We start from the raw sequence: 20,323 nt of genomic DNA, 5'->3' as shown, positions 1-20,323 counted from the left end.
CCCGCCGTCGCCGCCCCCAGCTGCGACCACGGTCAAGGGATAGCTAGCCGACAGCTCCCCATAGGCCGCGCCGAGCAAGGCCGTGCCCGGCTCATGTGCATACAAGACGTCAGCGGAGTCAATCGAGGCCACCGCCGGATCGCTGCTGGTCAGCGTCAGCTGCGAAGGGTCGAGCGATGCCGGACCGCCGTGATCGTAGAGTCCGTGCACGTCGAGCTCGCGTGACGCTCCGCTCGGCACCGAGCCGAGCTCGGCGATCGCCAGTCCTGCCAGGCGAGGCTCCGCCTCGGGACGCCGCAGCGTGATGCTGCCGGTCCGGGAGATCAGTCCCAGATAGCCGGGAGCGTCCAGCGCCAGCTCATCCGCATCGACATAATCGATCACCGTCTCGCCGTCGACCTTGAGGACGATCCGCACGCCATCCTCGTGCAGCGTCGTTCCCAACTGCACCCGATGCCGCGAGTTGTACGGGAGCATCGTGTTCGGGATGGCGTCGCCGCCCTGGCTCTCGTAGCCGGCCAGATTGCCATAGATGACCGTTCGCTGGCCGTCATTGTACCGGTGCAGCTCGATCGCGCTCGCTGAGACGACGACGATGTAGTTGTCGTCGTTCACATAACCTGCCGTCGGACTTTGCTTGCCCAGCATGAGCGCATACCAGCCGCCCGCGCCATTAATCTGCAGGTCGAAGTCCAGCAGTTCGCCGCTATACTGCCGCCCCTGATAGACAGCATGGCCGCCGCTCGGCGTCGAGATCGTCACGCTGCCCTCGCCGGTCTGGACATTGCCCAGCGTCGTCGGACTGACGTACCAGCCTGCCTCCCCTGACGTCTCGCGCGTCAGCGCATAGTCATGCAGCTTATCCGGTCCGATCACCCGCAACAGATACCTCGAGGTCACTTCCTCCCCTTGGTAGCCTCCCGTCAGCGTCAGCACCGTATCGCCTGCCGCGATCGCATGGACTGTGCCGTCGGCCGCGACGGTCGCTACATCCGGGCGACTGGAGACGTAGCGGACATCATCCAGCTCCGTCTCATTGCCGAAGGCCGTATAGCCGAGCGCTGGCCAGCGCTGCTCCCGACCCTCCTGCAGGAAGATCGCCTGCCCGGCCGTGCCCGCCAGCCTCACCTCGGTCAGGGCGTCGCCGACATATACGTCCGTGTGGAGCGTGCGCAGCATGCCGCCATTGACGATATATACGGTGAGCCTCGCCTGACCGACAGCGACGCCGGTGACCTGGCCCTCCGCATCGACCACCGCTACCTCGGGCGCATCCGACACATAGGTGATCGCGCTCGTCGCCAGACTCATCGGCCGGTCCTTGCCGTCGGTGGCATGCAGCGCCACCTGCGCCGTCTCGCCCTCGCCAAGTGCTAGCGACTCGATGCGCCAGCGCCGGACGAGAGTGTCCGCGATCGGGTCGTAGCCCGGCCTCACCCCTGCAGCAGCGATGATATCGAGCGCCTCCTCGGGCCAATCGCCCTCGGGGTATACCTGATTGTTGTCGAAGAGGTTGTCGTAGCCGTTGCTGATCGCATGCGGCTCCGTCGTATAGTTGTTGACGAAGTCCACATCGTGGATCGTCGGCGCCCAGATCTGCGCCCACCGCTTGGACGAATGCCACTCCCCGGAGTCGATCAGATCGATGACGTTATGCTCGAACCGCCAGTACGCCGATCCTTCGTCGGTGTAGAGCGGCGCTCCGATATCCATCTGGTTGCGGATATAGTTGCCGGTGACGCGGTTTTTGTCCTCGGCCGTGCCTCCGGTCGTACCCAGACTATAGACGGCGCCGCCGTCGTAGAGCCCCTGGCCCATCAGATCGTAGATCAGATTGTTGCTGATGCTCATATTCCGCGTGACCGGGTCGAAGTCCTTGGCCCAGCCGTAGCCGGTATGGGTGCCGCTGTACGGCAGCGAGAACATCTCGTTGTGGCTGATGTCCATATCGACCGGGTAGCCGGCAGAGACCGCCGCAGACGACTTGTAGTCGACCCCGATATCATGGATGACGTTGTTCAGCACATCGTTATTTTTCATGATCAACCGCGGATCCGCCGGGTGGAAGACGTTGCGGTCGTTGGAGTCCGGCGAGCCGATGTTGAGGGCGCTGCCGGACAGGTCGTAGAACCGGTTGCCCTCGATGCGGCTGTTCTGCACGCCGTTCTCCATCCGGATCGCCGTCACCCCCAGCTTGGCGAATTCGTTGTTAACAAAGGACACGGAGTTCGCCAGCTCGACGCGTATCGCCGCATCCGGCAGCTGGTCCGGGGTGCCCGGGTAACGCAAATGATTGTTCTGGGCATCGGCATGACCGGCGTCCGTGCTCGGACGCATCCAAGTCGTATAACGGAAGGCCAGTCCGTCAAAAATGACGTTGCGCACAGGCTCGTCGGCGGAAACGCCGCGGATGACCGCCAGCTCCTCCAGGACGGGCGCGATCACCTCGGCCGTCGCTAGGTCCTCCCACGGACGCGGCTTGTAATATAGCTCTCCGGCGGCAGGCGAGTAGTACCACTCGCCCGCTTCATCGAGCAGCTCGTAGGCATTTTCGTAATAGACCGGCACCGAGGCGGAGGTCATCCCCTTGTTCGTGACCGCATGCCAGGCGGGCTCCTTCATCGTGAATTGCGCCTGTCCGTCCGCCAGATCGATCGCCTGTACGCCGGCTCGGGAGTTGGTCCATTGCTCATGATAGACGAACTCCAGCTCGCCGGGCTCCGCCCATGACGCCATCGCCGTATCGTCAGACGTATAGCCGGTAGCCGTCTTGGTCGGCATCGACAGGCCGCCGACGCTGCGGGCGCGCACGGCACGGATCCCGTCCACGAACAACTGCCGGGTAGCCAGCTCGCCTACCTCTGCCTTGTAAATGCCCCGCTCCGCATCATGTATCTGCCAGCCCTCGATCCGCTGGCCGCCGCTGATGACCGCCCTCTCGCCGGGGTAGCTCCGGTAGATGACAAAGTAGCCATTGGTGCCGGAGTCCTCCGGCCCCCAAGCGAGCGCTTCGTCCAGCTCGTAGACGCCGCCGCGCAGATTGACGATCAGATCGCCGGTCATGTCGGCATTACGAGCGCGAACCTCGGCCTGGGCACGTGCGATCGACCGATACGGGTCGCTCTCTGTACCCGAGCCTTGATCGTCGCCCTCCGGCGACACATACAGCTGCTGCTGGACGCCACGCGTCGTCACCGTCACCTCGAGCTCATCGCGGACGGACCCGTCGACGTTGGTCGCATACACCGTCGCCGTACCCGCGCCGACCGCCGTCAGCTCTCCGTAGCTGTCGACCGTCGCGACCTCGGGATGCTCGCTGCCCCAGAGGAGCGTCTCCTCCGTCGACTGCTCGGGATAGACGGTCGCTTGCAGATATACCGTCGAGCCTGCGGGGAGCGGTCTGGCGATAGCCTCCAGCTCGATCCCCGTTACCGGAATCTCGATCACCTGCACCGTTGTCGTTGCCGTGCCGATCGGCTCCAGCGGCACTGCCGTGATCGTCGCTATGCCCGGCTTGCGTCCCGTCACGATGCCGCTCGCCGACACCGTGGCCACCTCAGAGTCGCTCGAGGTCCACGCCGCGCTCTGCACCGTCGCATCCGTCGGCTCGAAGACGAGCGATAGCTGCAGCTCGCGATTCTTGGTCACCTCGTAGGCCGTCTTGGCGAACGTCGCGCCCGTCGCCGGCTTGTACGAATAGATGTGGAAATCGTCGAAGTAGGCTGTGCCGACGCTGTCCTTGTACATGCCCAGGTAAAAGGAGGTCAGCGGCCCGCCCTCGCCGCCCGGCTCGCGAGAGAGCTTCAACTGGCCGTCGATGTACAGGTCGTACTCGCCTGCGTCGGCGTCAAGCATGATCCGCACCTCGTACCATTGCCCGCTTGCATAGGGCTGAATGTTCGTCCAAGCGGAGGCGCCCTCCTTCATGTAGGTGAACTGGCCGCCGTTCAGCGCAAACTTGATCTGCGCCCCATATTTGAAGGACGGCAGATAGACCACCGCGTCGGTCTGCTCCGCCCGCACGCGATACGCGATCAGCGTCTTCGTCGACGCAGCGCTAACCGGACGCGTGATCGTATAGGAGGCCGCGGTTTTGCCGTTTTTGACGAATCGCAGCGCCTGATTGTCCGGCTCGCCCGGCACCGCCGCGACCGTCGCCTCCAGGACGAACGGGCTGGGCACAGGCGCGATCGGCGCAGGCTTGGACGGCAAGGTCCAGCCAGGCGGCGGCGAGCCGACCGCAGCATCGTCATACGTCTCGGCGAGGACATCGCCTGCCGCCTGCGCCCCCTCTCTCGCCTGGATGGCCAACGATCCGGGCGACTGGTCGTCTGTCGGCCCGGCGATAACAGCTTCCTCGGCGGGCTCGGCCATGAATGCCTCGCCTGCTAGTTCGCTCGCGACTGCTCCGTGATCAGGACCCACCATGCCCGCCTCATCGGCTGACATGACCGGGATCGCTTCGTCCTCCGCCCTGGCATGGCCGCTAATCGCCGGTCCAAGCAAACCGATCCAGAGGGTGAGCGTCAGCAGCGCGCTCAAGCCCGGTGTCCGCAGTATACGATGCATATTCATCCGATGTATCCCGCCTCTCTTGGTATGGTGACGCCGACTACTCGTCTGACAGATAACCGCCCATCGCCTCCGCCAGCGCTTCGCCCATCCGGATATGGCCGTAGTCGGCCGGGTGGATCAGATCGCAGGTCAAGCCGCTCAGATCGGCGAGGACCCGCTCCCCTTCGATCAGATGCAGATGAGGGTGCCGCAGCGTCTCGGCCAGTTCGCGGAGTACAAGGTTGAAGCGTTGATCCTTGACCGTCGTCTCATCGTCGGCATACGTCGCGAAGTTCGGATAGATCGTCAGCAGGAACAGCGGCTTGTCGGGGTGCCGCCGGATGACCTGCTCCAGCAAGTATCCCGCGCGTGCGCGGAACACGTCCTCGGTGTAGCTGTCCCGCATATTGACCCCCAGCTCGAAGCTCGCGAGCTCCCAGTCGTCTCGGCCTGCGAGCCAGTCCGCCACCTCCGGCTCGATCAGACAGGAGCCGCCGAGGCCGGTGTTCATCGCATCCAGTTCGAGCCGGCGCGCAGCCTGATGGATGTAGGAGAGCTGGCTATGATCGGGGCCGTGCGTGATCGAGGAGCCGTAGGCCAGCCACCGTCGATCCGGCAGCTCTGCCGCCGTCGGCGGCCTCACCGGATAACCGAACGTATGCAGTCCGCCGAATAGCGCCGTCGACCGCCCCCAGCAGATCCGCCACACCTCCGGCGCGAAGCCCGACGCCAGCAGATGACGCCGGTCGACCTTCGCCAGGCGGGCCGTTGGCGCCTCCAGCGTCAAGGTCCGGACGACGCCCGCCTGCAAGCGATGCTCGGAGTGGAGCAGACCGCCGAGGTAGACGCGGATCATCCCGTCCTGCTCCGGGATGCCGACGCTCACCCGGACATGCGGGGCCTCCGTCACGAACCGCAGCTCGCAGCCGGTCGCTTCCTCGGACATCATGCGCCCGCGCGGACTGAGAACCTCTCTGACCTGACGGGGATAGCGCCGGAGCAGCGCACCGTGGGGATGCGGCTCCAGCTCGACAACATTGTGATACTGGATTGATTTGTCCTTCATCATTCACCCTTCCTTTGTTAACGCTTTCATCTCTGACCCTGCCGCTAACCTTACCACACCGGGTCCAGCTGCGACATAGACATTAATCCACGATTAACCATCCTTTCTCTCCACCGATTCCCGCGCGGCTGCGAGGGTTGCGGCGTCAATAGACGATTCTTGACAGGGAGCGTCTTTACTGGCGTGCTGGGAAAAAAGAAAACCCGCTCCAACGGAACGGGCTTAGTAGGCCTCCTTGCGCCAATCTTCAATGGTTTGAACCGAAAATCCGGTAGCTAGGGCAATCGAGGATGAATCCATCCCCATTCGAATTAATTGTTTAGCCACATCTTCCTTACCTTTCAGCTCACCAATTTGCTCACCTTTGTTTTGCCCTCTCCGTTCAATATCATCCAAGATTTTTTCCAGTCCCATGAACAATGCATCTCCTTTCACGTTTTGGATAAGCTGCTGCAAGCCAGGTTCCCAATGCCTATCTATAATATACGATGTTCCACCTTCCTAAACAACGCATAAAGGAACTCACCCGTGAACATGTGTATAGGAAAAAAACCAGCCCCAACATCGCCTCAGGCAATGTCGGAGCTGGCATCCAATGCTACAGTTATCTAGTTGTTGTCAATCAGCTTTGTCGTCTTGAGCAAGCTCGAGATGAGCGCCGTCACCTCGGCGCGCGTCATCCCCGCTTTGGGGTCGATCAGGCTGAGCCCTTGGCCCTTTCGGATCGATGCCCTCAGGCAAGGCGATGTACTTGGCGGCGTAGCCGCTCAGCAGCTCCGAGCGGACCGTCTGGCCGTCATGGCCGAAGGTTAGGTCGAGGGCTACCGGATCGACCAGCATCTCATATCCCGCCTCTGTCGCACGGGCGCAGCTGCTGGCGATCAGCGCCTCGGATGCGCGAGCAATCTCGATGTTCACCTGGATATCCTTCGCTTCGGCTTGACCCAGGAGGCCGGATACGCCGCTCAGGTCCAGATGACCTGCCGGTACCGGATAGATCGCCAGCGGATGGCCGATCTCCAGCGCAGCTCCCTGATCGGCGAGCCGTTGCAGCGTGGCCGCAGTCAGTCCCTCGACTTGCAGCTCGCCAGCGCGACGCTCAGCGGTTTTTTCCATAAATAGTCGTACTTGTTCACGATGATATAACCTCCAATATTGTTGTATTCATCAAGCAGGCTCCGTCATACCCCCTTTCTCCAGAGAACTGACCGTTCACATAGGTGCGCAGCCAGTTCCCGCCAAACCTCCCACAACAATGTATAGGCTCGACCTCTACAATTTCTCAATTTTTTTCCGCTCGAAAGAGTTCCGGCCGGTTTCAACGCCACTATTCCCGCCTCTCAGGACGTATCTCTAATGCACACTCGCGTTCGACACGCATCGAAGATGCGTGTTATACTCTAGCAGACCAGGCTCCGATAAGGAGCCTCAGCCAAGGAGGTTACTATAATCATGGCAAAGATTTACGTATATCCTGCTGTATTCGAGCCCAACGAAAACGGCGTGCTCACGGTGACATTCCCCGACTTGCCAGGCTGTATCACTGAGGGCGATACACCAGCCGAAGCGCTGGCGATGGCCCAAGAGGCTATGGGGTTGCATCTGTACGGATCAGAGAAAGACGGCGATCCGATCCCAGCGCCCTCTATCCCATCAAACCATCTCATCCACGACGACGCAGCTGACGGGACGTTCATCAGCCTGGTAACGACAAACACAGCTTTAATCAGCAGAGAGATTCAGAATCGCTACGTTCGGAAGACGGTTACGCTGCCGCACTGGATGAATGTCGAAGCCGAAGCATTAGGACTGAACTTCTCGCAAACCTTGCAGGCTGCGATTCGAGAGAAGCTGCAATATTCCCTCCGGGAACGGCTTGAGGCGGAGAAAAATGCCCTTTGAAAGCGGGGGGCGGGGTGGTGGCCGTTAGGCCATGTTTGATTCTAACGCTCGCCCTCGACCGTATTTCCCTTCAAATGCAGGGTCTCGCAGGCTAACGCTCGCCAGCGAGCTTATTTCAGCAAAACGGCTCTGAAACAGGCGTTTTTTCACAAATAAGTGCCGTGGCGAGCGTAAGGCCGTCTACGTACGCAAAAAACGGGAAATAAGTGCTGTGGCAAGCGTTTAGAGTTATGACGATAGCAAAAATAGCCGTCCCCGCAGGCGGCATCGCTTGTGGAAACGGCTTTTCAACTTTATTTGGAATGTCACCCCCATACTCCCCTACTCCCGCGCCTGCCGGCGGTAGTCGCCCGGGGTGAGGCCGACGGCCTTTTTGAAGGCGCGATTAAAGGAGACGGCATGCACATAACCGACCGACTGTCCGATCTCCTGGATCGACGTATCGCTGGCGGTTAGCGCCCGCTTGGCCTGCTCGATGCGGATGCGCGTCACATAATCGACGAACTTCTCGCCGGTCGCCTGTTTGAAGGCGCGGCTGAAGCTGGTCGGGTGCATGCCGAAGACGTCGCTGATGCCATTGAGCGACAGCGCGTCATCGCCGTAATGCTGCGCGATATACGCCTCGGCCTGGGCGATCAGAGCGGCATTGCCGTGCTGCTCGCGCCACTCTAGCATCCGGGCGAACACCTCGCCCAGCACCCCGCTCGTCGTCTGCACGAGCTCCTCCACCGTATCGAATGTGTCGATCGCCTCCTGCATGGTCGCCGACTCCCGCTCGCTCCAGTACTGGCCCTTGGCCTCGGCGATGTCCTGCAGCTCGCTGCTCAGCTTGTGCAGCAGGTACTCGAACAGATGGACGATATCCTTGCGGCTCAGCTGATGCTCGCGGATGCTGTCGCCGATCGCCGCCAGCCCCTCGCGCCAGCTCGCCTTGCCCGTGCGGAACGACTCAGTCAGCGCATGCACCTCGGGGAACAGCTGATAGTAGCCGACGCCCGTCATCCGCTTCACCCGCGTCGCGTCGAGCCATTGGTTGCTGCCGATCGTCGGCTTGAAGCGGATGATGTCGCGCGCGCTGTCATAGGAGAGATAGACCTCCTCGATCCGCTCCGCTCGCGCGCCCTCGGCGATCGTCACCGTGAAGGACAGATGCGCCTGCACCCAGCGCAGACACGCCTCATAGAACGTCTGGAGCGTCTCCCGCTCCTGCCTCTCCCGCCCCTCCTCGTCCGCCTCCATCCCGATGAGCGCCGCCACCTGATTATCCGCCACCCACTCCGCCCAGAGCGGCAGCCCGTGCTGATCGGCCAGCTCCTTGAGGACGCTGGTCAGGGCGAACTTCAGCAGCAGCTGATCCTGGCGACTGTACTCGGCCTCGAAGCTGCGGAAGTGGTCCATCTCGACGAGCAGGAAGCGCCAGCCCTGTGAGGCCGGGTCGAAGCCCTTGCCCGCGAGGATCGACGCCAGCTCCTCGGCCGTCAGGGACGGCGAGCCCTCGAGCAACTCGTCGAACAGATACTTCTCCTTGTAGGTCATACTCTCGGCCAGCTGCAGATGATGGGTCTGCGCTTCCTCGAGCAAGCCGTGCAGCGCCTGCTCGATAAATTTGAACTCGTCGTAGTTGCCCCGCAGCTCCATCGACTTGCGCAGCGAATAGCTCTCGATCTGGCTGGCCAGCGCCTCCACCGGACGGTAGCTGCGCCGGATCAGATAGATCAGCCAAGCGAAGCCGACGAGGATGATCGCTAGACCGGCGACGATCCAGATCCGCGAGATCAACTGGAGCGTTCCGAACAGATAATGCTCGTTGAGCCCGGAATAGAGCGTCCAGCCGGTGATGCCCGAGGGCAGGGCGACATCCGGGCTTAGCGACTCCGCGGCCTGCGGCGTCAGATTGCCAAGCAGCCAGCGGCCCTCCGCATCTTGCACATAGGCGAAGCTGAGATCGACTCTGCCGATCTCCGCGAATCGCTGCTGGAGCGCGCCGAGGTTAATATTAAGCACCAGCGTGCCGCGCGCCGCGCCGGTTAGCGGGTACGGCTTTTTGGAGGAGACGACGGCGCGGCTGTTGGTATCGGCGAAGTCCTGGAACATCCGGTAGCCCGACCAGGCCACCTCCGGCTCGCCTTGCTCCACGAACGCGATGTCGGGATACAGCTGGGCTTCGATCATGACCGCATCGGAGAGCACATTGCCGTCGGTGGCGCGATACAGATAGACCGAGTCGACGAGCGAGGTCGAGCGCACGAAGCTTTGCAACTTCTGGATCAAGGCATAGTTGAGCGAGATGTCCTCCGCGTAGAAGGCATTGAAGAACAGCTGCGTCTCCGGCGAGAAATAAATCTCATCGAGGAATCGCTGATTGAGCGCATACATCTCATTGTCCAGCAGCTGCAGCGACTGCAGCGCGAACTGCTCGTTGGCCCGCTTGTTTTCCTGCTCGGCGATGTTGTTCACCGACAGGAAGAAGATGAACACCAGGATCGAGATCATAATAAAAAACAGGGGGAGGTAGGAAAACATCATGCGCTGAATCCATTTGCCTTTATTCCTCATGCTGCTCCCCCTGCTCTGTCGAAGTGTAGTGTACTGTAGTGTGTAGCGTTACGGCCGGAAGAAGACGTCGCTTGCGAGCTCGTACATGTCCTCCATCAGGAAGGCCGTCTCCTTGTTGTCTCTATACCAGTCCGCGTACCATTGGTCGATCTTCTCGCCGTTCGACTTGGTCCAGGCTGCCTGAGCGTCGACGATCGCTTGATCGACGGTGTAGCCGGTGCCGCCGATGAGCGCCCGCGTCAGGATATCTTCGACCGCCTTGAAGCCGTTCTGCTGATTGATCTGCAGATCCTCCGGGATGAGCGGCATATGCTCGCTGGAGGTGATGGCTGGATTCGGTCGGTCCTCGCTGACGTAGGCCTCGACCGCATCGTAGCGGATTTCCTTGTACTCCAGCTGCAACGGCGTAGCGTTGGATTCATTGTAGTTCCACCAGTCGGAGCAGGTATTGTCGAAGTCGGTGGAGAACAGCATCATCAGGTCCGCCTTGTAGCTGAGCTGCGCCTTCACCTCGTCCGTCTCGATCAGCTTCGGACAGCCGTTTTCGATCGTATGATGCTCGCCCTCGATGCCGTAGTCGAACACCTTTTTGGTATCCGGGCTCACCATGAAGTCGACATAGTCCATGACCGCCTGCGGATTTTCGGCGAGCACGTTAACGACGCCGACGGACTGCACCGGGTTGTAGAGCACGGGGCTGAACTGACCGTATTCGCTCTTCGGCAGCGCGAGCACCTGGATTTTCGCATCGGGGTTATTTTGCTTGAGCGTCTCGTAGGCGGCGAAGTCGCCGATCGGCGCGCCCCAGATGCCGAGCTTGCCGTTGATGAAGTCCTGCTTGGCCTTCTCGCCCTTGCTGTCGGTGAGGAAGTCGCGGTCGACCAGACCGGCGTCGAACAGCCGCTTTTTGTAGTCGAAGGCCGCCTTGACGCGATCCCAGTCGTGAACCAGCTCGCCGTCGGCATTCGGATACCACGGCTGCTTCTCGAAGACGGTGAATACACTGCCATGCATATAGTCGACGATCATGCCGCTGATGTAGCTGAGCGCCATCCCGTACGTATCGTCCTGGCCGTTGCCGTCCGGATCCTGCTCCTTGAACGCCTTGGCGACCTCGAAGAGCTCCTCCGTCGTCGTCGGCGCCTCAAGCTTAAGCGCTTCCAGCCAGTCGGCGCGGATGAACAGCGCATGGTTGGGCTGCAGCCCGATCACGCGGGCGAATTCGTACAGCTTGCCATCGTCCTTGGTACCTACCTTGCGCAGCGCCGGGTACTTCTCCAGCAACGCCTTGTAGTGCGTGCTGCTGTCGACCAGTTCGTCGATCGGCTGGATCAGCTGCTGATTATACAGTTGATTGCGGTAGGCGGTATCGTATTCCATGATTAAGTCTGGCGCGGACTTGGATGCGAACATAACGTTGAACTTCTGCTGCGACTCCCAGCGCGGCACGCTGACGAAGCTGACATCGACCGGACCGTTGTCGTTGATCCACTTGGTCCAGCGGTTATTGTCCATCGTGCCTTCCTCGGCCGGCACCGTACCGCGGTCATAGACCGATACGGTGATGCTGCCCCGCTCCTGCGGCTGCTCTGCTGCGCCGGCGTCTGGCGTCTGTGTGCCGGCAGATGGCGCAGACGGCTCCTTCGTCTCCCCATTGGACGAGCAGGCGGCCAGCAGCGCGCAGGCCAGCATACCGATGAGCAGCAGTGTCCAGCCGGATTTCCATTGTCTTGTAGTCATAGTCATCCTCCATCATCTTTAGTGTACAACACCCCTGAACAAACTTCACGACAAAACCGGATCGCTGCCCGGACATCCCCCCTTTAACGATCGCCCGGCTGCGGTGGAGCGCTGATCCCGACACGTCTGGCGCTACCCTTTGATCGCGCCGATCATGACGCCTTTGACGAAGTACTTCTGGATGAAGGGGTAGACGATCAGCATCGGCAGCAAGAGCACCATGACCCCGGCCGACTTGACGCCCTCCGGCGGAAACTGGTTCATCTCCTCCGGGGACACGCTTGTGAACTCCAGCAGCACCGAGGTACTGCGCACCATCTGTTGGACGAGCACGGTCAGGTTGTACTTTTGCGTGTCGTTGATATAGATGAGCACCTGAAAAAACGAATTCCAGAAGTTGACGCCGTAGAACAAAGCGATCGTCGCCAGCATTGGCAGCGACAGCGGCAGCACCACCTTGACGATAAACGCCCATTCGCCGCAGCCGTCGATGCGCGCCGCTTCCTCCATCTCCTCCGGCAGATGCTCGAAGTAGTTTTTCATAATCAGCATGTTGAACGGACTGACGAGCGCGGGCAGCCAGAGCGCCCAATAGGTATTCACCAGACCGAGCCAGTCGATGAGCAGATAGTGCGGGATGATCCCGCCGGTGAACAGCATCGTGAAGACGATCGCGAGCGTGATCGGCTTCTTCAGATAGAAGGCTCTACGGGAGAGCGGATAGGCCGCCAGCAGCGTAAACAGCATGCAGAGCGCGACGCCCGCTACGGTCAGGATGACGCTGTTGCGGAACGCCTGGAAGATCGGGCTGCCGCCGATTAGCGCCTCATACGACTTGAGGGTGAACTCGATCGGCCAAATGCCGACCTCGCCCGACATGACAGCCCGGCTGCCGCTGAGCGACATCGCCAGAATGTTGAGCAGCGGCAGCAGACAGGTGAGCGCCGCCAGCGTCAGCAGGATCGAGTTGAAGCGGTAGAACCATCGTTCGCCACGGGAGATTTGCATCGTTGTCAGACTCCTTCGTTACCATAGAGATTGGTTGAACCGCCGGGCGACGCCGTTGGCGACGACCACCAGGATGAGGCCGATGATCGCCTCGAACATGCCCATCGCCGTCGTGATGCTGAACTGCGCGCCCTGCAGCCCCATCCGGTAGATATAGGTCGAGATTACCTCGGAGATGTTGGATACGACGGGATTCTGGAGCATGTACACTTGGTCGAAGCCGACCTCCATCACTCGCCCCATCCCGAGGATGAGCATGAGCACGATGACCGGCGTGATGCCAGGCAGCGTAATATGCCAGATTTGCTTGAGCTTGCCGGCCCCGTCCAGATTGGCAGCCTCGTACAGATGCGGATCGATGTTGGCGAGCGCCGCCAGATAGATGATCGCGCCGAAGCCGGCTTCCTTCCAGACGCCGGAGCCGAGGAAGATCGTCAGCCACGACGCTTCGTTGTAGAGGAACGGATAGGTGCTGCCGCTCAGACGCTCCCAGATTGCGTTGACCGCTCCCGTCTCCTGCGAGAACAGCGTGATCACCATCCCGCCGACGATCACCCAGGAGAGGAAGTGCGGCAGATAGAGCAGCGTTTGCAGCGATTTGCGGAACCACAGCCGGCGCACCTCGTTGAACATAATCGCCAACAGGATCGGGAACGGGAAGCCGACGACCATCGACAGCACGCTGATCATGAGCGTATTGCGGATCGTCGTCACGGTAGCGGGGTCGGTGAACAGCATCTCGAAGTTGCGCAGGCCGGCCCACTCGCTGCCCCACACGCCGTGCAGGAAATGATAATTTTTGAAAGCGATCACAAGACCGCCCATAGGAACGTACTTGAACAGGATGAAATAGACGGCGACAGGCGCGAACATGATCAGCCAGGGAATGTTCTGCCTGAGCCTGCGTCGATGCGGCGAGACGGATGACAGCCCGGCATCGGGCGGGCTGGGCGTGACGTTGGATGCGACGGTCGCTTTCATGTAAGGATCAACTCCGATTCGGGTCCTAGTCGTCTCCGCGCTCTGACGGCGGGGACCCCTTTATAGAACCATAGCTGCCTCAGGAGCGTCTATAAACAATACTTCCGGGTTAACCAAAGCGGACTACAGGCAGCGCCATCCCTTGACAGGACGGGCTTTGCGGGGAGGAGGAGGGAAAAGTATAGCGGCAAAAATCGTATAGGGGGAAGCAGCAAAAGCAGCCTTCTGTTCACATGAACAGAGGCTGCCTGGGTCAGACGGAGAATCGGACGCCATCGCAGACATGACGTTCTGCATGTTATGCCCGGTTGAGTTTTGATATAATTGTCTTATTACACTAGTTCTTTCATACTATACTTTTTCAAGAAGTCAAAGCATCGACAGAATCGTCTGGCCCATCTGCTGCAACGGCACCTGCTGCTCCGCCGCCCCCAGCTCGTACGCGGCCTTGGGCATACCGTAGATAACGGAGGAGGCTTCGTCCTGTGCGAGCGTGCGCGCGCCGCGACGACGCATGGCGAGCAGTCCGCGTGCGCCGTCATAGCCCATGCCGGTCAGCAGGACGCCGATGCTCGCCGCGCCCGCCTGCTGGGCGACCGACTGGAACAACACATCGACCGAGGGGCAATGACCGTTGACCTTGGGACCGGAGTAGCAGCGCACCTTGAACCGCGCCCCGCTCTTGACGAGCTCCATGTGCGCGTCCCCCGCAGCGATCAGCACTTGCCCCCGTTCCACGAGATCGCCATCTCTAGCCTCCCGGACGGCAAAGGGGAGCGAAGCGTCGAGCCGCTCTGCGAACATGCGGGAGAATGTCGGGGGGATATGCTGCACGATGACGATGCCCGGCATCTGCGGCGTCAGGCTGCGCAGCAACGTATCGATCGCCTCGATGCCTCCGGTCGATGCGCCGATCGCGACGATCTGCTCCTTGCTGTAGCTGCTCTGGATAGCGGCGACCGGCTGGACCGCTTTGGGCGCGGACGGACCGTCGTGACGCACGGTAGAGAGGGACGCCATCTTGATCTTGCGGATCAGCTCCGGGACGAACCGGGCTACAGCTTGGACGGAGCGGATATCCGGCTTGAGCACGAATTCGACGGCGCCCGCGTGCAGCGCGTCGAGCACGGCGTCGCTGATCGAGCTGACTACGATGACGGGCAGCGCGTACTGCGGCATCAGCCGCCGGATAAATGCGATCCCGTTCATCCTGGGCATCTCGATATCGCAGAGCATGACATCGGGACGGTAGCGGAGGAGCTTGTCGCGCGCGTCGAAGGGGTCCCCGGCCGAGGCGACGACGACAATCTGCGGATCGGAGGTGATCCCCCGTTCGATGACTTCACGGTATACCATGGAATCGTCGACGATCAGCACGCTGATCGGGCGCTGGCCCGCAGCCATTCCACGCACCTCCTCTTCGTTGCCGCTGCATCGGCTTATTGTTTGCGATAGACCGAGGGCTTGACTTGTCGGTAGCCGGTCACTCTGGGGTCCAGAGATTCGGTATGGCTGATGAACAGGTACCCTCCCGGCTCGGTCATGTCGTGCAGGCGCCGCAGCAACCGCAGCTTCGTCTCCTGGTCGAAATAAATCATGACGTTGCGGCAAAAGATGAGGTGGAACTTGCTGCGGAACGGATACACTTCTTCCATCAGGTTAAACTTGCGGAACAGAATCTGCCGCTTCAAGGCGTCGACCGCCTGCACCTGCCCGTCGGCGCGCGCTCTGAAGTAGGAGGACCGCCAGGAGGCCGGCAGCGTCTCGATGGACGAACTCGGGTAGACGCCCCGCTCGGCCTTCGCCAGCACCTCCTCGGACAGATCCGTAGCCAGCACCTTGCGGTCCCAGAGCGCCTGGTCCCGCAGCGGCAGGAAAAATCGGTCCAGCACCATCGCCAGCGTATACGGCTCTTCGCCGGAGGAGCAGCCCGCGCTCCAGATGCGCAGATCGCGCTCCCGGACGCGGTCGTAAAGCTCCGGCAAGACCGCTTCGCGCAGGAAGTCGAAGTGAGCGGACTCCCGCATAAAAAACGTATGGTTCGTCGTAATCCGGTCCATAAGCGCGGAGGCTGCCTCTCCGGAGGTATCGGCCTGAACATAATGGTAATAATCGCTGAAGCTGTGGAAGCCCAATTGCAGCAGCAGTGTATCCAGCCTGCTGGCCAACAGCGCTTTTTTCTCTTTTTTCAAGTGAATGCCGCTATGCTTCTGGATAAAATCCGCGAGCAGACGGAATTCATGATTGGCGATCTGGCGCATCAGCCGTATTTCCCGAATTCCTTGTCACTGAGCAGGATTCGCCCCGGACCCTCGGAACGTTCGGACTGGATGGGCGCATAGCTCTCGCGGGCAGCGCCTTTTTTGCGGTCGGACATGCTCTCGAGCATACGCATCACCTCCGGGCTCATCTCGTCGCTGTAACCGGAAGAGCGATGGCCTCTGCGCAGCTTGAAGCGCGCCACCTGCTGCTGCAGGATGTCGGCCTGGCTGGAGAGCTGCTCGCTGGCGGCAGCGCTCTCCTCGGACGTCGCCGAGTTGGTCTGCACAACCTGGGATACCTGGATGATGCCTTGGTTGATCTGCGAGATGCCAGCCGCCTGCTCGTTGGACGCATCCGTGATGTTGCCGACCAGCTTCGCCGCGCGGCTGATGCCGTCGACGATCTTGTCCAGCGCCGATGCCGTCTCGTCGGCGATCTGCATGCCGTCCTTCACTTTTTTGATCGAGCCTTCGATCATGTCGGTCGTCTCCTTGGCTGCTCCGGCTGACCGGGCCGCTAGGTTGCGGACTTCCTCCGCCACCACGGCGAAGCCTTTGCCATGCTGTCCGGCCCGCGCCGCCTCGACCGCCGCGTTCAAGGCGAGGATGTTGGTCTGGAAGGCGATCTCGTCGATCACCTTAATAATTTTGGAAATATTCTCGGAGGAGACATTGATCTCATCCATCGCGCTCAGCATATTTTTCATCTGATGATTGCCTTTGACGGCATTGTCCCGCGCTTCCTCGGCCAGCTGATTGGCCTGCACCGCTGTATCGGCATTCAGCTTGGTCTGGGTCGAGATCTCCTCCAGCGAGGCCGTCAGCTGCTCGACGGAGCTTGCCTGCTCCGATGCGCCTTGCGACAGCAGCATGCCCGTCTGCGCGATCTGCTGGGCGCCGGAGGCCACCTGCTCCGAGGCGTTCTGGATGTTGCCGAGGGCTTCGTTGGTATTATGCGTCAGCTTGCGGAATGCGCCCGCCAGCATCCCGACCTCGTCCCGGCTATTGATATCCACCTCCACGTCCAGATCGCCCTCGGCGATCCGGTCGGCGGCTGTGATCAGCTTGTTGACCGGATTGCTGATGATACGCGCGATGAACAGACCGAGTACGAGCGCCAGGATGACCGCCGCGATGACGACGACAATCATGATGACGACCGTTGTATTGGATTGATTGGTAAGAACCGCCGACATCTCTGTGCCTGCGACTCGTTTCTCGTCGACCAGTTGGGTGAGCAGCTCGCTAGCGCGATCCGAGCCCGCTTGCCCTTCGGCCAACCGGGCGGCAGCCTCCGAGGTCTCACCGGCGATGGCATGATCGACCGCCGCATTGCGCAGCACGTTGTATTCGTTGATCGTCTGGCGCAGGCTATTGAATACCGCGCGTATCTCATTGGACTGGATGGTGCTCTCGAAGGATTGGAGCATCGTCTCGATCTTCGCATCTCGCTCCTGCATCGCAGCGAGCACGCTGCGCTGCTCCTCTGCCTGATCGGACATCAGGATGCGGCGCACCGAGGCCCGATTGTTCTGGAAGGCGATGCCCGCTTCGCCGATGTCGCCTGCGGCAATGCCGAAGTCTCGGTAGAGGTTGGAATAATCGGTATCGATGTTTCGCAGATTAACGACGCCGATACCGCCGACCAGACCGGCCAGCACGGCCACGATGACGAAGGCCAGGGTAAGCTTCTTGGAAATATTCATATTATAGAGCCATTGCATTGGTTTGACCTCCTGATTTAGACCTGGGCCAGCTCGGCCAGGGTTTCCGCTTCCTGGTGGTGAATCAGCTCATCGCAATGGAGCAGCAGCTTGACCTCGTTGCCAACCTTGCCGATGCCTTGAATATAGCGGTTGCTGCTGCTGCTCATCTCGGGGGGACTGACGATCTGATCTTGCGGGATGGAGATGACCTCGTCCACGCGGTCGACGATCAGGCCGACCGAGACGTCCCGGATGTCGACGACGACGATGCAGGTCCGATCGTTGTATGATTTAAATGGCTTGCGGAATCGCAGACGCACATCCATAACCGGGATGATTTTGCCTCTCAGATTAATAATGCCTTTGATATACTCCGGTAACTCGGGAATCTCGGTGATGGCCTGGACGCCTACGATCTCGGTGACATAACGGATTTCGATGCCGTAGATTTCCGGCCCGATAGCGAAGGTCAAATACTTGTTTTTTAATGCGTCCTCCTCGTTCTCGAGATCCTGATCCGTAACGGGTTGCATGGCTACAGCTCCTTTAGTGAATTAGGGACATGGCTGATAACGACGCTGAACCTCTGCCCGAGACGCCGCCGATCAGCACCGCCGCATCCAGGATCAGACTGATATTGCCATCGCCGAGCAGCGTGCAGCCTGCCAGCTCTTTGATCGGCCGGATGCGCTTGATATACGGGGGCAGCGTCTTGACGACGACCTGTTGCTGGCCCAGCAGCTCGTCGACCAGCACGCACAGCTTGCGGCCATCCTGATGGATCATGACGAGCACGCCTTCGGAGATGTCGGCCCTGCTGCTTCCTGCTCCCAACCGCTCCTGGAGCCGGAGGATCGGATAGCATTCGCCGCGCACCATGATCATCTCGTTGCCGTCGGGATCCCGCAGCAGATCCTGGGCCCGGGGCTTAAACGACTCCTGGATGGAGGTGATAGGCAATGTGTAGTAAGAGCCGCCCACCTTAATGTTCATGCCATCGATGATGGCCAGCGTCAGCGGGATCTTCAGCGAGATAGCGGTGCCTTGACCCGGGACGCTCTCGACCAGGATAGCGCCGCCGACCTGCTCGATATTGCGATACGCGACATCCATGCCTACGCCCCGGCCGCTGTACTGCGTCACATCGTCCTTGGTGGAGAAGCCGGGCAAGAGGATCAGGTTGTAGATCTCCTTGTCGCTCAGCTCCGTGTCGACCTCCGAGATGAGCCCCTGCTCCAGCGCCCGTCGCAGGATCTTGTCCCTGTTCAGTCCAGCGCCGTCATCCTTGACGATGATCAGCACATCGCTGCCGGCATTGCGGGCTTCGAGCGTCACCGAGCCGTGACTTGACTTGCCGGCGGCGATCCTCGCCTCCGGCGCCTCCAGGCCATGATCGACAGCATTGCGGACCAGGTGCATGAGCGGGTCGGAGATTTGCTCGATAATATTTTTGTCGACTTCCGTTTCTTCGCCATGGATATGGATGTCGACTTCTTTGTTCAGCTTCTTGCTCATATCGCGGATGACCCGATGCATCTTATGAAAGGTGGTGGTCAGTGGAACCATACGAATCGACATGACGATATCCTGCAACTCGCCAGTAATCTTGCGCAGATGGCCCGCCGACTTGTGGAACGCATCGGAGACGACGCCCCTCAGCGCATCATGCTGCGTTACCATCGCTTCGGCGATCACCATCTCGCCGACGAGGTCCATCAGCTTGTCCAGCTTGTCGACGTGGACGCTGATCATCGAGGCAGGCGCCAGGTCGCGGCCAACCATCGGATGATCCTTAAGCCCGCTCTCATCGACCTGCGCCTCTGCCTCGGGCAGCGGCTCGATCGACTCGCTGGAGGGCGTGAGCGTCAGCCGCTCCACGTATGCGGTGCTCTTGATCCATTGCGCGAGCTGCTCCTCGGTCTTGCCGCTGCGCAAGACGATCCGGAAGCCGCTCTCGCGGATGCGCTCTGCGCTGCTCTCGTTGGTAGCGATGTCCTCCGGCTCGTAGCTGATCACCTCCGCCCATTCGCCTAGCTGATGCACCAACGCATAGGCTCGCACATTCTCCATCAGACAGTCCGCCGTAAAGTGCACGACAGCTTCGTAGGCGAACGGTGGAGCATCTACGGTGGAGGCGTGGGCGAGATAATCCCCTACCGCCTGGACGATGCCGGAGGCATCGCCATCCGGGGAGTGACCGTTGCGAATCTTGTGCGTCTCCACCTTGATGAAGTCGAGGCCGTCCCAGATCAGCTCGAACAGCGCATCGAAGTCGCGGGGGACGGAGCCGTCCTCGCGGATGCGGTAGAACAGATCTTCGATCACATGGGCAACCTCCGAGATGCTCATATACGACATCATCGCGGCGGAGCCTTTGATCGTGTGCATGTTGCGGAATATATCCGCTACCGCTTCGCTGCTGAAGCTTTTGCTCGTCTCGCAGCATAGGAAGATCGCTTCGAGCTGCTCGATAAGTTGCGAAGATTCAAACAGATACATCTCCAATATGGGATCATCGGACAGTGTACCTGACATTGCTAATTCCCTCC

At 60.5% G+C, this 20,323-nt stretch carries 14 protein-coding genes; 1 reads left to right on the top strand and 13 read right to left on the bottom strand.

All coding sequences use genetic code 11. From position 1 onward, the window contains the following. From PA598K_RS25305 to PA598K_RS25290, 4 genes are all read right to left on the bottom strand, one after another. On the bottom strand, positions 1–4,575 hold a 4,575-nt coding region (locus PA598K_RS25305; protein ID WP_185602218.1), incomplete at its 3' end, for an Ig-like domain-containing protein. Positions 4,576–4,612: 37 nt separating this feature from the next. Then, positions 4,613–5,620, bottom strand: a complete 1,008-nt coding sequence (locus PA598K_RS25300; protein ID WP_185602217.1) for an SGNH/GDSL hydrolase family protein — start codon at positions 5,618–5,620, stop codon at positions 4,613–4,615. Between the two features lie 222 nt (positions 5,621–5,842). Then, entirely contained in the window at positions 5,843–6,034 is a 192-nt protein-coding gene (locus PA598K_RS25295) for a hypothetical protein (protein ID WP_260405605.1), read from the bottom strand. Between the two features lie 204 nt (positions 6,035–6,238). Next, positions 6,239–6,736 carry a hypothetical protein gene (locus tag PA598K_RS25290; RefSeq protein WP_128659629.1) on the bottom strand — a complete coding sequence of 166 codons (498 nt, stop codon included), beginning with the start codon at positions 6,734–6,736 and terminating at the stop codon, positions 6,239–6,241. 336 nt (positions 6,737–7,072) lie between these two features. Between PA598K_RS25290 and PA598K_RS25285 the strand changes: the two genes are divergently transcribed. Further along, the gene (locus tag PA598K_RS25285) at positions 7,073–7,522 is read left to right on the top strand and encodes a type II toxin-antitoxin system HicB family antitoxin (RefSeq protein WP_128659628.1); all 450 of its coding nucleotides are present in this window, start codon (positions 7,073–7,075) and stop codon (positions 7,520–7,522) included. Between the two features lie 321 nt (positions 7,523–7,843). Here PA598K_RS25285 and PA598K_RS25280 read toward each other — a convergent pair whose 3' ends face one another. The 9 genes from PA598K_RS25280 to PA598K_RS25240 all read right to left on the bottom strand — a co-directional run bounded on the left by PA598K_RS25280 (position 7,844) and on the right by PA598K_RS25240 (position 20,309). Continuing rightward, complete coding sequence (locus PA598K_RS25280; RefSeq protein WP_128659627.1) at positions 7,844–10,078, bottom strand: helix-turn-helix domain-containing protein; 2,235 nt, start codon at positions 10,076–10,078, stop codon at positions 7,844–7,846. A 48-nt stretch (positions 10,079–10,126) separates the two neighbouring features. Then, positions 10,127–11,818, bottom strand: coding sequence for an extracellular solute-binding protein (locus tag PA598K_RS25275; RefSeq protein WP_128659626.1), 1,692 nt, complete (start codon positions 11,816–11,818; stop codon positions 10,127–10,129). A gap of 132 nt (positions 11,819–11,950) precedes the next feature. Then, positions 11,951–12,826, bottom strand: a complete 876-nt coding sequence (locus PA598K_RS25270; protein WP_128659625.1) for a carbohydrate ABC transporter permease — start codon at positions 12,824–12,826, stop codon at positions 11,951–11,953. Between the two features lie 18 nt (positions 12,827–12,844). Continuing rightward, entirely contained in the window at positions 12,845–13,807 is a 963-nt protein-coding gene (locus tag PA598K_RS25265) for an ABC transporter permease (RefSeq protein ID WP_128659624.1), read from the bottom strand. 369 nt (positions 13,808–14,176) lie between these two features. Next, on the bottom strand, positions 14,177–15,211 hold the full coding sequence (locus tag PA598K_RS25260; RefSeq protein WP_128659623.1) for a protein-glutamate methylesterase/protein-glutamine glutaminase: 1,035 nt from the start codon (positions 15,209–15,211) through the stop codon (positions 14,177–14,179). Between the two features lie 35 nt (positions 15,212–15,246). Beyond that, positions 15,247–16,068, bottom strand: coding sequence for a CheR family methyltransferase (locus PA598K_RS25255; RefSeq protein WP_128659622.1), 822 nt, complete (start codon positions 16,066–16,068; stop codon positions 15,247–15,249). Then, positions 16,068–17,792: a methyl-accepting chemotaxis protein gene (locus PA598K_RS25250; RefSeq protein WP_128659621.1), complete on the bottom strand. Its 1,725-nt coding sequence runs from the start codon at positions 17,790–17,792 to the stop codon at positions 16,068–16,070. The genes PA598K_RS25255 and PA598K_RS25250 overlap by 1 nt, the downstream gene beginning before the upstream one ends. Positions 17,793–17,809: 17 nt before the next feature. Then, positions 17,810–18,307: a chemotaxis protein CheW gene (locus tag PA598K_RS25245; RefSeq protein ID WP_128659620.1), complete on the bottom strand. Its 498-nt coding sequence runs from the start codon at positions 18,305–18,307 to the stop codon at positions 17,810–17,812. A 13-nt stretch (positions 18,308–18,320) separates the two neighbouring features. Further along, positions 18,321–20,309, bottom strand: a complete 1,989-nt coding sequence (locus PA598K_RS25240; RefSeq protein WP_128659619.1) for a chemotaxis protein CheA — start codon at positions 20,307–20,309, stop codon at positions 18,321–18,323. Positions 20,310–20,323: the final 14 nt, after the last annotated feature.

Source organism: Paenibacillus sp. 598K (genome assembly GCF_003851045.1).
Lineage (GTDB): Bacteria > Bacillota > Bacilli > Paenibacillales > Paenibacillaceae > Paenibacillus_D.
This window is presented reverse-complemented; position numbering and strand designations above follow the sequence as displayed.

Coding starts and splice junctions, on each gene's coding strand:
- PA598K_RS25265 (WP_128659624.1), bottom strand. CDS start 13,807: ATGAAAGCGACCGTCGCATCCAACGTCACGCCCAGCCCGCCCGATGCC.
- PA598K_RS25280 (WP_128659627.1), bottom strand. CDS start 10,078: ATGAGGAATAAAGGCAAATGGATTCAGCGCATGATGTTTTCCTACCTC.
- PA598K_RS25295 (WP_260405605.1), bottom strand. CDS start 6,034: ATGGGACTGGAAAAAATCTTGGATGATATTGAACGGAGAGGGCAAAAC.
- PA598K_RS25245 (WP_128659620.1), bottom strand. CDS start 18,307: ATGCAACCCGTTACGGATCAGGATCTCGAGAACGAGGAGGACGCATTA.
- PA598K_RS25290 (WP_128659629.1), bottom strand. CDS start 6,736: ATGGAAAAAACCGCTGAGCGTCGCGCTGGCGAGCTGCAAGTCGAGGGA.
- PA598K_RS25275 (WP_128659626.1), bottom strand. CDS start 11,818: ATGACTACAAGACAATGGAAATCCGGCTGGACACTGCTGCTCATCGGT.
- PA598K_RS25255 (WP_128659622.1), bottom strand. CDS start 16,068: ATGCGCCAGATCGCCAATCATGAATTCCGTCTGCTCGCGGATTTTATC.
- PA598K_RS25285 (WP_128659628.1), top strand. CDS start 7,073: ATGGCAAAGATTTACGTATATCCTGCTGTATTCGAGCCCAACGAAAAC.
- PA598K_RS25240 (WP_128659619.1), bottom strand. CDS start 20,309: ATGTCAGGTACACTGTCCGATGATCCCATATTGGAGATGTATCTGTTT.
- PA598K_RS25260 (WP_128659623.1), bottom strand. CDS start 15,211: ATGGCTGCGGGCCAGCGCCCGATCAGCGTGCTGATCGTCGACGATTCC.
- PA598K_RS25300 (WP_185602217.1), bottom strand. CDS start 5,620: ATGAAGGACAAATCAATCCAGTATCACAATGTTGTCGAGCTGGAGCCG.
- PA598K_RS25250 (WP_128659621.1), bottom strand. CDS start 17,792: ATGCAATGGCTCTATAATATGAATATTTCCAAGAAGCTTACCCTGGCC.
- PA598K_RS25270 (WP_128659625.1), bottom strand. CDS start 12,826: ATGCAAATCTCCCGTGGCGAACGATGGTTCTACCGCTTCAACTCGATC.